This window comes from Psychrobacter sp. CAM01, assembly GCF_032842965.1.
GTDB lineage: Bacteria > Pseudomonadota > Gammaproteobacteria > Pseudomonadales > Moraxellaceae > Psychrobacter > Psychrobacter celer.
The window spans coordinates 499,753-515,120 of sequence record NZ_JAWJBL010000008.1 but is presented as its reverse complement, the minus strand read 5'-3'; the positions used below and the strand labels follow the sequence as shown (position 1 = coordinate 515,120).

The following is a 15,368-nucleotide window of genomic DNA, read 5'->3' as shown; positions in this document are numbered from 1 at the left end:
TTCATTAAACGACAGCCACTTCTCTAAACATGCCCGTTTCCATGTGATAAAGCAGATGGCAATGCCAAGCCCAACGTCCCGCCTCGCCCGTCACATCAAAACTCACTTTTTGCGCAGGATGCACCAATATCGTATGCTTACGAACTTGAAAATCGCCATTAGGCGCGCGCAAATCACTCCACATACCATGCAGATGCATCGGGTGGCTCATCATGGTGTCATTGACTAAGGTAATACGCACGCGCTCATTAGGCCTGATATTGACAGGCGGCGCGTCTTTAAACATGATGCCATCGAGCGCCCAAACATAGCGCTCCATGTTGCCTGTTAGATGAATCTCAATCTCACGCGTGGGTTTGCGCTGCTCGCTCATGATCTCATTGCCGATAGAACGCAGCTGGCTATACGTCAACACCTCTCTATCGATGTTACGCAGATTAATCCCAGGATCATCGAGATTCATCCGCGGACTATCGACGCGCATATCGGTCTTAAAATCATACTCGTTCTTGGCATGGTGTGCCTTATAACCCTTGTCGCCCATCGCCCCCATCATATCGGCCATGGTGAGCCACTCGATGCCATCCATCTGAGGCGTGGCAGCACGCGCGCCTTTTTTAGTGGCTAAGGTTGCGGTCACATAGTCGGTGCGATCGATGTTTTGCGCAAAGATAGTATGGGCGTCCTTAGTTGGCGTGACGATGACATCATAAGTCTCAGCGACGCCAATGCGAAAATCATCGACCTCGACAGGCGCAACATCATTGCCATCCGTACCGACGACTTTTATCTTCAGACCGGGTATACGCACATCGAATATCGTTTGCGCAGAGCCATTGATAAAACGTAGCTTGACCGGCTGCCCTGCTTTGACCAGCTGCGCCCAATTAGCGGCGGTGGTTTTACCATTGATCAGATAAGTAAAGGTTCTCTCACCCGATAAATCACTAAAATCAGTCGGCATCATACGCATCTGATTCCACATCTTGCGTTTATCAAAGGCCGCCTCTAAATCGGTGGCAGCGATATCAGATAATAGTTTTTTAAAGTCTGGCAGATGATAGTTATCAAAGTCAGCGCGCTGCTTGAGTAGTTTGAGTAACCTATGCGGATCCCGATGCGTCCAATCACTGAGCAAAATCACATGGTCTTCTTCGATAGGATAACGTTCCGCGGCTTTTGGTTCGATGACGATCGCGCCGCGCATACCCGTTTGCTCCTGAAAGCCTGTATGCGAGTGATACCAGTAAGTCCCTGATTGTTTGAGTTTGAACTTATAAGTAAAGGTACTGTTGGCGGGGATGCCATCGAAGCTAATACCCGGCACGCCGTCCATCTCAAAAGGTACGAGCAGACCATGCCAATGAATAGAGGTCGGCTCATTCATCTGATTGTGCACGCGGATGATGACCGTATCGCCCTCTTGCATCTTCAGCGTTGGCGCAGGTAGTGAGTCATTAATCAGCGTGGCCATACTGGACTTGCCATTAACGACCACAGGCTTTTTGCTGATATAAAGGTCGAACTCATCACCCGTCAAGATAGGTACTTTATGATCAGGTCTATCGCTATTAATAACCGCCTTGCTTTGCGAGTCCGCAAGAGTACTATTAGCTATCGTTGGCAGGCCAGATAACATAGACGCCCCAACCAAAGCCGATGAACCTGTTAAAAAATGACGGCGGTTGAGCGTATTTTTATTATTCATAAGATGACTCGTAATAAGGAATTAATAAATACTAAAATCTCTAAAAACGCTTCAAACTATAGTTGCTGCTGCGGCGACTCAACTTGTGCATAAACCGTGCTGCTACCGTCTTTGTTAATTTGCATGATTTGATACGGATCAAATCTGTTTTGATACTCCATACCTGGACTGCCCATAGGCATACCCGGTACCGCAAGGCCAATCGCACCGCTTGGTGGGTTTTCTAAAAACTGCGCCACATACTTGGCTGGTACATGACCTTCAAACACATAGCCATCACTTGTCACCGCAGTATGACAAGAGCGCATATTATCAGGCACGCCGTAGCGCTGTTTAAACACCGCCAAGTCGCTGACATCTTGCCCGTCTGCCGTCATACCATGATCCTCGGCATGACCGATCCACTCTTTACAGCAGCCACAATTGGCATCTTTGTAGACGGTGGCCGAAACGTTTTGTAAAATGGTTGATGACGGCTGCATGTCTGATGCTTTTGTATTTGACGCTGGGCTTATAGCCTCTGCTGGTACTTGCGTGGTCGCCGTCGTTTGCTTATCAGCCGCGTCGGCATCTGGCTGACTACAAGCCATCAGCCCAACGCTAGCCGTCAATAAAACAACGCCACTCAACCACTTATGGTCTGTATTAAACATCATGCCTTTATCCTTTATCCTTTTTTATCTCATTGCCTTGTATCAGATAATACTGTAGAGCGGGCGGCCTTTCGCTAAGTCAACAGCCGTTATAAATGCGGCGGCCGATACCGTCCATAGTTTATATATTAGCGACCCCATTCTGACCGATAGATGACAGGTAGATGACAATCCTGTCATCTTTACCACCATAGATGTTCATAGCAGATAGAATCCTTTAGTATGGCCTTATGCTATGAACCTAATCTGCGAGGTGGGATGATGAAGGTATTATTGGTAGAAGATGAGATTAAACTTGGCGAGTATATAAAAAAAGGACTAACAGAAGCGGGGTTTGTCGTTGAGCATCATACAACGGGTCTAGATGGGTATCATGCGCTCATGACCGATGAGTATAGCGTGGTGCTGATGGATGTCATGTTGCCTGATATCAGCGGTTTTGAGCTGATACGCAATTATCGCGCTGCCGGCAAGCAGACGCCTGTGCTGTTTTTGACCGCCAAAGATGAGTTAAGCGATAGAGTCAAAGGCATCGAGATCGGCGGCGATGATTATCTGACCAAACCTTTTGCCTTCGCCGAGCTGATCGTACGTATAAAAAGCCTCCTGCGCCGCGCCAATCAAGCAGACTATAACAGCACGATATTACAGATAGCGGACCTACAGATGGATATCGCCAAGCGCACTGTGCATAGAGGCGATACAGCCATTAAGCTGACGGCTAAAGAGTTTGCTTTGTTGCAGTTTTTATTAGAGCGCCGAGGTGAGGTGCTCCCACGCTCTGTCATCGCCTCACAAGTATGGGACATGAATTTTGATAGTGATACCAATGTCATCGATGTGGCCATCAGACGCCTACGGCTCAAAATCGATGATGACTATGAGACCAAGCTGATTCACACCGTACGCGGTATGGGATATCGCTTAGATGCGGCAGATACCGCCATAGCAGAGACGGATAACGCGCGATGAAATATCGCTTTGATAATCGGCGCTTACCACTATTATGGCGTACGATTTTTTTATTGACGATCTTTGTCGTCATCTCCCAAATTGTCATTTATATTTGGGTACAACGCTCGGTCAGCGGCCACTTTGAGCAAATGGACTCAGAGATTATCACACATGCTGCCTTTAATTTGCGCAAACGTGCTGATTATTTCAATGAACGCACGACGGCGACCTTGCCACTGCCCTCTACGCTTTCAGCGCCACCTCATTCTGATAACCTGCACGCCTCATGGTCAGACTATAATCTAAAAATCCTAGTGACTGACAGACAAGGACATCTACTGTCCAGTGCGCCCAGTGGCTTTGCCCATGAGTTGCCCGCGGACTTTGACCTTTGGTCATTATGGCAAGCGCATCGCGAGCAGCAATTTGTCACCAAAATCAATGACCGAAACTACCGCGCGGTGCTCATCAAAGACGAGCAGATCCTCGCCTTGATTGCCTTACCAATCGATGTCCATCATCAGTACCTTTTACAGTTCAATCGTCAGCTAAGCCTGATTTTATTGGCGATTACGTTGTTATTGGTTTCTGTTGCAGCCCTGAGCGTCTATTGGGGATTTGCGCCTTTATCCACCATTGTACAAAAGATGCAAAGCATCAATCCAGAGCGCTTGGATGAAAGAGTGAGCGTCAGTGACATGCCGCGCGAGCTACGGCCTTTGGCCGAGTCTTACAACCTCATGATGAGTAAACTTGAGAGTAATTTTGCTTCATTACTGCGGTTTTCGGACAATATCGCCCACGAGCTGCGCACACCGCTGGCCACCCTTGGTACACAGACCCAAGTCATGCTGAGTAAGACCCGAGATACGGAAGAGTACATCGAGCAGCTACACCATCAGCACGACACACTCCAGCAGCTATCGAGCCTCATCAATAATATGCTGCTACTTGCCAAAACTCAAAAAGGGCTACATGACTCACAGCTTGCGCCAGTGAATACAGAGGAGTTGATCATAAAACTGCTGGATTATTTTGAGCTGATAGCCGAAGACCGCCACTTACTCTTTAAAAAAACAGGCAGTTTTGAAGTAGTCTTGGGCGATGAAGGCCTGCTACAAAGACTGTTTGCCAACCTTATGTCAAACGCCATACATTACGCCGCCAGTGACAGCGTTATTAACGTCGACGCTGCCATCGAAGACTCATCGCAGCTGCAACCTATCAAACCCTCTAACATCAGTACAGCTCATCGGTCAGCGCTCATTATCACCATTACCAATCGCATGGCGCAGCCTATCAGTCAAGCAGACGCAGACAAGCTGTTCGAGCGCTTTCATCGTCATCATACCACTACCAACATGCATGCTGGATCGGGGCTGGGGCTATCTATCGTACAAGCCATCGCCCAAGCCCATGATGGCACTGTCAGCATTCGCATCAGAGATCATGAGTACTTTGCCGTGAGTGTTAAGCTGTATCTGGCGCAAGTATAGTGGAGTCCAAATACACCAGCTATGGATACTTGTCTTCTACCAACAGTTCTTCTACCAATAGTTTTTACAGACACAAAAAAACCTCAAACAATCTAATGTTTGAGGCGAAACTTGCTTAAACTTGAAAGTCTAAATTCGTTTTAAATATGGCGCAGCGGACGGGACTCGAACCCGCGACCCCCGGCGTGACAGGCCGGTATTCTAACCAACTGAACTACCGCTGCTTAGGTCGTCTTAGCATCTTGCCTTTATAATCTTGCCTTTATAAGGGCCCACTTGCTAATAAGTGGTGGGTGATGACAGGCTCGAACTGCCGACATTCTGCGTGTAAGGCAGACGCTCTACCAACTGAGCTAATCACCCTGATAAGCGTTAAAAATTGCACTGCAACTTTATCTTCGCAAGAGAATTTTCCTTAAAGGAAGAACCCTAACAGAAGCTGACTGACTAAAGCCTCGCTCTGTGGGTGTGTATTATATAGATTTACACATGGCTGTCAAACGGTATTTTGCCTTTTTTTCATGATTTTCTTTTATTTTTAAAAAACAATCAGCAAACCTATGTTTTTATTAATTTTATATTTTTTAAAATTTACAGATATTTCTAATATTGACGCATTTTGGATGCACAGCTTGGCTCGCTATCCCATATTTTCTATGAAAACCCTGACCTTTATACTGCGGACACAGCCCCTTTAGCCCTTCAAACTGCGGGGTAAGTCGGTACTTGCTGGCCGCATTGACGACCAGCAAGACTTTTTTATAATCAAAAAAATGCGTGCGCGATGCCATTCATACGCTCTGCGGTAAAATCATACAAGCAGGTTACTTTGCAGATTTATCCAAATCAATGGAGACCGAGTTGATACAGTAGCGCATACCTGTCGTCTCACGCGGTCCATCAGGGAACACATGACCCAAGTGCGCGCCGCAGTTACTACAGGTCACCTCGGTACGGTGCATACCTAATGAGTTGTCTTCATGCTCATCGATAGCGGCATTGTCGATACCTTGATCAAAGCTTGGCCAGCCGCAGCCTGCATCAAACTTGTTGTCAGCGTCGAATAACTTTGCACCGCAGCCTTTACAGCGGTAAATACCTTCGTCATTGACATCATTATAAACGCCAGTAAACGGACGCTCCGTGCCTTTTTCGCGCATCACATGATACTCTTCGCTACTCAAACGCTCGCGCCAGTCAGCGTCGGTCAATTGGCTGATTTCTTCTTTGCTAAGTTGATTGTCTTGCATGGTTAATCCTTATTTATCGGTTTTGTCTGATTTTTTGTGGTTAATCGCTATAACATTATCTCGCTACAACACCATCTCGCTATAAACTACCAAAATACAGAGCCAGTTAAGCCCATGATAATAATAACGATGCTGTGTATTTGTCGATACAACTAGCATTATTCAAGGTGTCTACTACAACAATATCATTCTACCCCTCAAGTCTGATGAGCACTGTAATAAAAATGATAAGAAAACAGCGCCTCGCCTTTTGGCCACCTATAAATGTTTTATATAGTTGAACTGGTAAGCTAATTGGTTAGTCGCATCAATCATGCTTTAAAAGCCTGATAGTTTGGCAAAAGCTATAGATACGCTCAGGCATAGCCGAAAGATATATTTTGCAAGTTATTCTTGCATTATAAAACAAACTAGTAGATACGGCTTGCATTGATATCTACAATGCAATAATATCTTGCATTGGCGTTAAGCATCTATGCGCCTCAATTACAGATTTACTGATGCGTAAGACCCGCATTACTACATATATAGGCTTCAATATAATGGCTGATAACGATAAGAAGAGCGCACAGGCTGAGCGACTGGTTCAGCTGCGCCGTGATAAAGGGCTAACCGCCGAGCAGCTAGCCCAAGCGATGACTGCCGCTGGCGCTAAGGTCAGCCGCGGCGCTATCTCTAACTGGGAGCGTGGCACCAACGGTATCGTCTCATCCAAGCTGCCGACATTGGCGCGTATTTTGGGCTGTAGCGAAGGGTATTTGCTGCGCGGTGAGAGTGCAGCCGATACAGAGCTGCCCTGCCCTAGCAGCGCCCCTGATCTAGTGATAGCTCAAACCAGTAGCCAGCATCGCGCGTTAGACGAGCATATCAGTCAATCCCTAAAACCAATCAGCCAAGCTGGTGCAGCCATGACACAAGCTCCTTTACCAACCAACCAGACAAGCGATCCCTTTATGAATACAATAAAAAAGTCTGACAAATTACAAAACGTCTGCTACGACATTCGTGGCCCTCTACTTCAGACTGCCAATAAAATGGAAGCAGAAGGCAAACGTATTTTGAAGCTCAACGTTGGTAACCCTGCACCATTCGGTTTAGAGGCGCCGCATGAGATTTTGCGCGACGTGTCGATGAACCTGCCAGAGGCGACTGGTTACTCAGACTCACAAGGGATTTTTTCGGCGCGAAAGGCCGTGCTGCAATATTATCAATCAAAAGGGCTCCTCTCTGCCGTCGATGTGCGCGACGTCTATCTTGGCAACGGCGTATCTGAGCTGATTGTGATGACCATGCAGGCGCTGATGAATGATGGAGATGAAGTACTGATTCCGATGCCAGACTATCCACTGTGGACGGCTGCTGCAAATCTGGCTGGTGGCACTGCTGTCCATTATCGCTGTAATGAAGACGATAACTGGCACCCAGATATCGAAGACATCAAATCTAAAATCACGCCCAAAACCAAAGGCATCGTCGTGATCAACCCCAATAACCCTACAGGGGCGCTCTACAGCGACGAGCTGCTACGACAGATTATTGAAGTGGCCAAAGCACATAATCTGATCATCATGGCTGATGAGATTTATGATCGTATTCTGTACGATGATACTGTGCATACACCGATGAGTACCTTGACGGATGACGTGCTGGTACTCTCCTATAACGGTCTCTCAAAGTCGCACCGTATCGCAGGCTTTCGTGCCGGCTGGATGCTGGTCTCAGGACAAAAGCAGCACGCCGCCGACTTTATCGAAGGCTTAGATATGCTGGCGTCCATGCGTTTGTGCTCCAACGTCCAAGGCCAGTACGCGATTCAAACGGCAATGGGCGGCTACCAGAGCATGAAAGAGCTGACCTCAAAGACGGGGCGCCTGTATAAGCAGCGTGAAATGGCCGTCACTCGCCTCAACGCCATTAAAGGCATTTCTTGCACCATGCCGCAGGGCGCGTTTTATTGTTTTCCCAAAATGGACCCTGAGGTTTATCCCATCGAAGACGACATGGCCTTTATGATGGATCTACTGGTAGAAGAAAATGTCCTGATGGTACAAGGCACCGGGTTTAACTGGGACAAACCTGACCACTTCCGCTTGGTGTTTTTGCCCAACATCCATGATCTAGAAAACGCCATGGATCGCTTGGATCGCTTTTTTGCTAAAAAACGTCAGCAGTTTGGTACGGATTAGTCCCATCCACTATCTGTGACTGAGCGCTAAGATAGGATAGATTCTATATTTATAAAAAAACGCTTATCGGCATTGGCTGATAAGCGTTTTTTTTGAGCTCGTGTACAACACTGGCCACCTATCTGCATGCGTCTCTTTGCATGATGGTTGCCGCTTTTGTTGGTTAAAAGATATTTTTTAGAACCACATAGCTTATCGCAGACATCGTAGCGGCAGCTGGCAAAGTGACGACCCACGCCAGACCAATTGGCTTCATCAGCGCCCAGTTGGTGTCTCTGTTGACAATACCAATCCCCAATACCGCACCGACCAACGTATGCGTACTCGATACTGGCAGACCCATGGTCGAGGCGCCCATCACGACGGCAGCGGCGGCCAACTCTGCCGAAAAGCCAGAAGCGGGATGCATTTTTGCCAAATTGGTACCGACAGTTTGAATAACTTCTTTACCAATAAACCAAAGACCGACGATCAGCGCCACCCCAAACGTCAACATCACCGCTGGTGGCACTGCCGCTTGTGAGGCAATCTCATTGGTACGGATGACATCCATAATAGCCGCAAACGGGCCGACGGCGTTGGCAATGTCGTTTGAACCATGACTAAAGGCAAAAGCGGACGCCGTAAATACTTGCATCCAGCTAAACATAATAAAGGTCGCTTTGGTCAAATCCTCTTTATGTTTACCGCGGATACTTTTGGTATAGATAAAGGTGGCCAACCAGACCAGGGCGGCAATCATGCCCATGATCAAAAAACCTTGTAGCGTCGTCAGGCTATTATTGACGTTTTTAAGGCCTTTAAACACCACTAAAGACGTCATAATCGCGCCGCCAAGCGCAGCAATCATCGGCACCCATTGCTTGAGTGCTTTTAGCGTATCTAGACTGCTACGCTCATTTTCGATCTCATACAGCTTTTTGTAATAGTCCGTTTCTAAGTCTTCGACGACACAATCATCATCTTTGTAGATTTCTTGGTCGCGCAGCATCGCTGAGGTATAAGCCAGCTGCTCTGACTCGGTCAGACGCTCCAGATACTCTTTATGGTTTTGTTTTAAGACTTTTTTACTGGCTTTTAATTTACCAATATGAGCCTCGGTTCTATCGTTATACTCGATGATGTTTTTCTTAATTTGACCGTACAATATATAGGCCAAGATACCGCCCAATAGAGGCGATAACACCCATGAGATAGCAATGGTGCCAACCGTGCCCCAATCAACTGTCGAGAGTGCCGTCGCGCTGCCACCCAAATCAAAGCCCAACACGATAGAGCTACCAACCACCCCGCCGATGATAGAGTGCGTGGTCGACACTGGCAGGCCTTTGCGCGTGGCAAACAACAGCCAAAATGCGGCCGCAACCAGAGCGGAGAGCATGACGTAAATGAACTGGTTGGGCGTGACGGTCAGACCATCTAAGTCTACGATGCCTTTGCGGATGGTGTCCGTCACTTCCCCGCCTGCCAGCACTGCGCCGGATACTTCAAATATCGCGGCAACCCCGAGTGCTTGCGGGATGGTCAACGTCCCTGCGCCCACCGAGGTGCCAAAGGAGTTGGCAACATCATTACCACCGATATTAAATGCCATAAAGACACCAAAAGCGGTGGCGACAATAAATAGCGTCGTTTGTTGACGCATTGTGTAATCTAGACCCCACCATAAAAAGTAGGCGGTCATCGCAATCAGTAAAATGGCAAAAAATAGATTTATTCTCATAGAGCCGACTGATTTGGCGGGCTCTGTAGAGCTGCTGCTAATACCCATACGTTGATACGTCCTGCGTAAGCTGATTGAAATTATATGCGATTAAAGACAAGCGTGCCGAAGGTAAAACCCTTAATGCAACATGTCACAAAGCCGCAAGGGATATTGCTCAATCGTCTGATTACAGCATCTTGCGGCTTAGATCTTTTGTGATGATAATGTTAGTACTTGATAACTGCTAATTATGATAAGCGTTGTCAGAGCTGTGATGGTCGGTGTATTACCAAAGGCACCAATACAGGTCACAAGACTCTATTTGCTACGTTTTGTTGGGTGTAGCAAGAAACGTTACGCGCCTATTATATTCAATATAAGCACATAATGCATGATGATATTACAAGATTTGTAACTGCTCATGGTTAGGGCAGATGATACCGTGTTTACCTGCACCATTATACGCTTATTTACGCCATACGCCTATAGTGACGATAGTTGTTCGATGGCATGATCCAAGACTTGCAGGCGCGCTTGACGCTTTTCGTTGGTGGCAATGATGCACCATGGTGCCTTGTCTGTGTCTGTCCGTGCCAGCATATCAGCAGCAGCCTGTACATACCTCTCCCACTTATCGCGATTGCGCCAATCATCCTCCGTCAGCTTATACTGCTTGTGCGGTGTCTGCTGGCGTGCCTCAAAGCGCTGTAGCTGCTCTTTTTTGTCGATGGCCAGCCAGTATTTTATCACCAGCGTACCTGCATCAGCTAGGTCGGCCTCAAAACGGTTGATTTCGTCATAGGCACGCTGCCATGCCGCCGCATCAGCAAAGCCTTCGATACGCTCAACCAACACTCGCCCGTACCAAGTCCGATCAAAGATAGCAATACGGCTGATGCGGTCAGTGTGCTCGTTGGGCAGTTTATGCCAAAAGCGCCACAAATAAGGATGCTGCAGCTCATGAAGCATCGGTGCCCCGATATTATAGACCTGATACTCGCGCGGATCGAGCGGCGCCACCAGCCTTTTGATCGCCCCGCCCTTGCCAGCGGCATCCATGCCTTCAAAAGCAAAGACGACATGCCGACCGTTGCGCGCACGCAGTAGCGCAGCCAAACGCGCTTGCTTGGCCGCCAGCGCCTCTTTATAGTCAGACTTGTCTATTTTTGTGCTAGTGATATCTTGTAACTGATCGGGAATGGCGACTGGCACGAAGGTGCTTGGATGAGACTTGGCCTTAGTATCATCCCTCGTCTTGCTACTTGCCAGCGCTTCTTGCATGGCGTGCAGCACCTCATGACAAAAATGATCGGCGGCAGCAGACTTGTCTTCCCCATCGATGATGACCCAGTCTGGTTGTTGTCTAAGCAGCGCGGTGGCCACCTCATTGAAGGTATCGACTACTTGTCTGTCGTGCCAGTCCATTTGATACAAAAACTGTGGGTCTGCTGTTTTGTCCGTCAGGCGTTTTTGCAACGTATCGACATCGACATGAAACCAGCACTTAAGCAGTCGCGTTTGGTTGGCCGCCAAATCCTGCTCAAAGGCCGTTAGTTTCGCCAGCTGCTGCTGTAGATAGTCTTGCCACTTGGTGGTCATACGAGACATCAAAGATGCGGGCTCATCGTTTTGTCTGTTTTGACTCTTTGTCCCAGCGTCTGTTTCGGCAGTGTCTTTTGCGCGGGTCATACGCATGACGTCGTACAGCAGATCAGCATACCAATTTCCAAAATACACCATCACGTCACCGTGACGTGGTAGCACTTTGGTATGCGTTTGCCAAATCGGCTGATAATCCAGTGGGCAATCGCCAACGGTCGCCTCGACCTTTAGTAGCCGCGGATCTACCCAGCCTCTTAACTGCTTGACTGCGGTGCCTTTACCCGCTTGCTCCATCCCGTTGACCAGTACCAGCAGTCCTGTGGCTTTGTCATGGGTAGGCGGGCTTTGTTGCCGCGTTGCCCGCAGGGCGTATTGCGCCGTGACCAATGCCAGTCGCAGGGCATCTTTGTCCATAGAAAACTGACTGAGCGGGTTGGGTTTGAGGCGCTGACTGATGACTTGTTTATCAGATGGCGCGCGGCCAGCTTGTGCACTTTGCTCTGCAGCATGGTTGTTTTTTGACATCGCATCCTCCGTCCTAGTTGGCTTTTTATAAGCTCATCAAATGCTGATTCCTTACATCAATCTTGCAAATTTTTGAGCCATTTTTATACTAGCACTCAGTCAACAGACTAAATAACGTTGCTGTGTAACCATTTGGGTAACAGTTTGGCATTTGTATTCTGTTTTGTTTTCTTTTAAGGTGAACACTTTTTACGATACGTTCGTTTGCTACAGGCCGTCATTTAGTGATACGTAAGATATAACTGCGTCTAAATAAATCAGATACATGGCTGTTCAGATACATGGCAATAAAGCCGCTTCATAAAAAGTTGCATGGCAATATGAACGTATCGATTTTATAGCGAATTGGCCGTACTGCATTTTGACCTTGTCTTTCTGACATTGTCGTTATAATGACGGTATTTTTGTGCGGTTTTTAAAATCTTTATAGCGTTTTAAAAACTATTTTGCGCGCAAAACCATTAAAATATGTCACTGATAGACAGGTAACACCTCGCCATTTATCAGCACTTTGATAATATTATTGATTTTATAGGATTGATTGCCATGGCCGCTTTAGCTAACTTACAACAACACTTGACCCGCTTTTGGGCGCTGCCCTATCATCAAGACGAAGCCCTGAACAATAAACTAAAAGACGTACAGTCATGGCAACAAACACGCATCAAACACACGCACCATGAACTGTTTTCTCAGCCCAAAAACCAACTGATGGCTGAGTATTTTTTGACCCAGCTATATGGCGGCGATGAGTTTAAGCTACTGGCCAAACAGTTGGAGCGCATTTTACCCAAAGCGCAAAAGCTTGAGCGCTTGGCAAAAGAGTCGGCACTTGAGGCTGGCAGTATGGGCATTCAATCGGCGATTTTGGCGATTGAGCTGGATTTGCATTTGGCGCAGTGGTTACTGGCCCAAGAGTTGCCAGTGACTGAAGACAATATGTTGGCCGCCTATCGTGCTGTCGATGAAGCAGAAGCACGCCGCGTCCAAATCGCCAATCTCAAAGATGTCTGTTATCGCACAGACAAGCATTTAAACTCATTTATGCTCAAAAAAGCTTTTGCCTTAGCCAAAGGCACAGCCTATCGCTATAATTTTCAGCCACTGTATGACTTTATTGACACAGGCTTTCAGGCCATGAAACCACTCAAGAGTGTCAGTCATTTTATCGAGCCGTTTTGCCAGCAGGAGCTTTTGATTATCGAGCAGGTGCATGCCGCGGATAATGACGGTAAGCCAATGAGGTTTGGTGTATCATAGACTGATAGTGTAGATTGGCTAATACCAACACGCCCTACCAAGAAAATCATAACAATAACGAATAGGACACAATGATGACCGACAGCACAGATAACGCCAACCGCGCCGCTAACACCCACGAGCCATCCGAGCAGGCCGAGCTGCAAGACAGTCTCGTCAAAGAAAGCATCCGTCATAATCAAGACATCACAGCGCAAGCACAAGCGCGGCAGACAGACGCTCAGCGCAGCCAACACCATGACTTTACCCAAGTCCAAGACTTACCCACCGGAACCCCACAAGGTCAACAAACCACTATGCCTAATACGATAAATGACAATGCCGACCCTAGCGCTGCGCAAGCACAAACTGCCAAGCAGGCGCTATTTAATCAGCGCGATGACATCAACAACCCGCACACGCCTGAAACCGATGGCAATGAGCAAACGCACTTTGGCTATAAGACAGTCAATAAAGCAGAAAAACAAGCACGTGTGGCTGATGTCTTTACTTCTGTTGCCAAAAAATATGACATCATGAACGACCTCATGTCATTTGGTATCCATCGTCTATGGAAGCGTTACGCGATTAGCTTATCAGGCGTGCGTGCCGGTCAGCAGGTACTCGATATCGCTGGCGGCACCGGCGACTTGGCCAAAGTGTTTAGCCGCGAAGTGGGTCGCAACGGCCATGTGGTACTATCAGACATCAACGCGGCCATGCTAGAGGTCGGCCGCGAGCGCCTGATCAATGCAGGCTGCAATAACGTAGACTTTGTATTGGCCAACGCTGAAACACTGGCGCCGTTTGATGATGAAAGCTTTGATTTAGTGACCATCAGCTTTGGTCTACGCAACGTCACAGACAAAGACGCAGCGCTGCGAGCCATGTACCGCGTACTAAAGCCAGGTGGTCGCTTGTTGATTTTGGAGTTCTCAAAGCCCGTTTTTGAGCCACTGTCTAAAGCCTATGATCTGTATTCATTTACAGCGCTACCGATGATGGGCAAGCTGATTGCCAATGATTCTGAGAGTTACCAATACTTGGCAGAGTCGATTCGTATGCATCCTGATCAGCAAACGCTAAAGCAAATGATGCAACAAGCTGGCTTTGAAAACTGTGATTATCACAATCTCACCGCCGGTATCGTCGCGGTGCATCGCGGTTTTAAGGCGTAATATTGCTTAGTATTTAGCGCTTAGTATGCAGTGCTTAATGCTGCGCCTTTCATACTGCATGATAGGATAACGATAGTGATTATTGAGCCGCCATACTCTGTAGTCGTTGATTATTATAAACTTAGCGCTGTTGTTAGGCGCTTCACCAAACACGCGAGAGCCTTATGCTGACTGTTTTACTTTTGGCTGGTGCCGAAAAGCTGATTAACCTTGCTATCGCTAGCGATGACATTACCAAAGCAGGATTGGCCCCGCTTGCTGGTAAAGTATTGCGGCTGGAGATGGCCGTGCCTGAGATTCATCTAGATGTGCTGTTTAGCCATGAGCGTTTGCGCTTTGAGCCTGTGACCACGGACAGTGTGTTTGAGCCAAGCGGCACTATGGATGAGCGGCAAAAAGCCAGTAGGCAGCGCGCGCGTATCGGTCACAGCCGACCAGATTGCACAATCACAGTTGACAATCCTGCCCAACTGCTCAACCTGATGCGCGGCACTGAAGGCAACCTGCCTATCGCAGGCGACTATAAGGTACTCATGCAGCTAAAACAGCTGGTCGCAGGGTTTGACCCTGACGTGGCAGGACAGCTGGAGCCTTTCATCGGCAAGCCCATGGCCAGCCAATTACACCTGCTCATCTCTCAGCTAAAAAGCAGCTGGCGACATAGTGCCAAACGCGCATTTGATGACGTCAGCGATTGGGCCAATGATGTGGCAGGCAATGCCGCACCTGACCCCGCTGAGGTGGCAGAAGTCAATGACCTTAGGCAGCAGCTCCTCAAGCTACGTGCTGATGTGGCGCGCGAAGAAGCGAGGCTTGCGGCCATCAAAGAAGAGCAGTCACGTTTTCTTAACAACTCGTTTCATCAGTAACTG

General features: G+C 47.9%; 11 protein-coding genes and 2 tRNA genes. 6 read left to right on the top strand and 7 right to left on the bottom strand.

Going from position 1 to position 15,368, the window contains the following annotated elements; genetic code table 11:
- Nucleotides 1-4 precede the first annotated feature (4 nt).
- Together R0I52_RS05845 and R0I52_RS05840 are read right to left on the bottom strand one after the other, a co-directional pair.
- Nucleotides 5-1,708, bottom strand: coding sequence for a copper resistance system multicopper oxidase (locus R0I52_RS05845; RefSeq protein ID WP_317053546.1), 1,704 nt, complete (start codon nt 1,706-1,708; stop codon nt 5-7).
- A 56-nt stretch (nt 1,709-1,764) separates the two neighbouring features.
- Nucleotides 1,765-2,364 (bottom strand): DUF411 domain-containing protein, encoded by a 600-nt coding sequence (locus R0I52_RS05840; RefSeq protein ID WP_317053545.1) that lies wholly within the window; start codon nt 2,362-2,364, stop codon nt 1,765-1,767.
- Nucleotides 2,365-2,622: 258 nt separating this feature from the next.
- On the opposite strand from R0I52_RS05840, the gene R0I52_RS05835 reads away from it, so the two are divergent.
- Nucleotides 2,623-3,333: a heavy metal response regulator transcription factor gene (locus R0I52_RS05835; protein WP_105243849.1), complete on the top strand. Its 711-nt coding sequence runs from the start codon at nt 2,623-2,625 to the stop codon at nt 3,331-3,333.
- Entirely contained in the window at nt 3,330-4,811 is a 1,482-nt protein-coding gene (locus R0I52_RS05830) for an ATP-binding protein (RefSeq protein WP_317053544.1), read from the top strand. The genes R0I52_RS05835 and R0I52_RS05830 overlap by 4 nt, the downstream gene beginning before the upstream one ends.
- Before the next feature lie 147 nt (nt 4,812-4,958).
- On the opposite strand, the gene R0I52_RS05825 is transcribed toward R0I52_RS05830, so the two are convergent.
- The 3 genes from R0I52_RS05825 to msrB all read right to left on the bottom strand — a co-directional run bounded on the left by R0I52_RS05825 (nt 4,959) and on the right by msrB (nt 6,061).
- Nucleotides 4,959-5,035, bottom strand: a tRNA-Asp gene (locus R0I52_RS05825).
- A 63-nt stretch (nt 5,036-5,098) separates the two neighbouring features.
- Nucleotides 5,099-5,174, bottom strand: a tRNA-Val gene (locus R0I52_RS05820).
- A 461-nt stretch (nt 5,175-5,635) separates the two neighbouring features.
- Nucleotides 5,636-6,061 carry a peptide-methionine (R)-S-oxide reductase MsrB gene (gene msrB, locus R0I52_RS05815; protein ID WP_317053543.1) on the bottom strand — a complete coding sequence of 142 codons (426 nt, stop codon included), beginning with the start codon at nt 6,059-6,061 and terminating at the stop codon, nt 5,636-5,638.
- Between the two features lie 542 nt (nt 6,062-6,603).
- Here msrB and R0I52_RS05810 point away from each other — a divergent pair.
- Entirely contained in the window at nt 6,604-8,247 is a 1,644-nt protein-coding gene (locus tag R0I52_RS05810) for an aminotransferase class I/II-fold pyridoxal phosphate-dependent enzyme (RefSeq protein WP_317053542.1), read from the top strand.
- Between the two features lie 163 nt (nt 8,248-8,410).
- Here the strand turns inward: R0I52_RS05810 and R0I52_RS05805 are convergent, their stop codons facing one another.
- Together R0I52_RS05805 and R0I52_RS05800 are read right to left on the bottom strand one after the other, a co-directional pair.
- The gene (locus tag R0I52_RS05805) at nt 8,411-10,018 is read right to left on the bottom strand and encodes an anion permease (protein ID WP_317053541.1); all 1,608 of its coding nucleotides are present in this window, start codon (nt 10,016-10,018) and stop codon (nt 8,411-8,413) included.
- A gap of 417 nt (nt 10,019-10,435) precedes the next feature.
- Nucleotides 10,436-12,079 carry an ATPase gene (locus R0I52_RS05800; RefSeq protein WP_317053540.1) on the bottom strand — a complete coding sequence of 548 codons (1,644 nt, stop codon included), beginning with the start codon at nt 12,077-12,079 and terminating at the stop codon, nt 10,436-10,438.
- A gap of 546 nt (nt 12,080-12,625) precedes the next feature.
- Between R0I52_RS05800 and R0I52_RS05795 the strand changes: the two genes are divergently transcribed.
- The 3 genes from R0I52_RS05795 (at nt 12,626) to R0I52_RS05785 (ending at nt 15,365) form a co-directional block, all read left to right on the top strand.
- On the top strand, nt 12,626-13,339 hold the full coding sequence (locus R0I52_RS05795; RefSeq protein ID WP_317053539.1) for an FFLEELY motif protein: 714 nt from the start codon (nt 12,626-12,628) through the stop codon (nt 13,337-13,339).
- A 74-nt stretch (nt 13,340-13,413) separates the two neighbouring features.
- Nucleotides 13,414-14,496, top strand: a complete 1,083-nt coding sequence (gene ubiE, locus R0I52_RS05790; protein WP_317053538.1) for a bifunctional demethylmenaquinone methyltransferase/2-methoxy-6-polyprenyl-1,4-benzoquinol methylase UbiE — start codon at nt 13,414-13,416, stop codon at nt 14,494-14,496.
- Between the two features lie 164 nt (nt 14,497-14,660).
- Nucleotides 14,661-15,365, top strand: coding sequence for an SCP2 domain-containing protein (locus tag R0I52_RS05785; RefSeq protein ID WP_100749894.1), 705 nt, complete (start codon nt 14,661-14,663; stop codon nt 15,363-15,365).
- Nucleotides 15,366-15,368 lie beyond the last annotated feature (3 nt).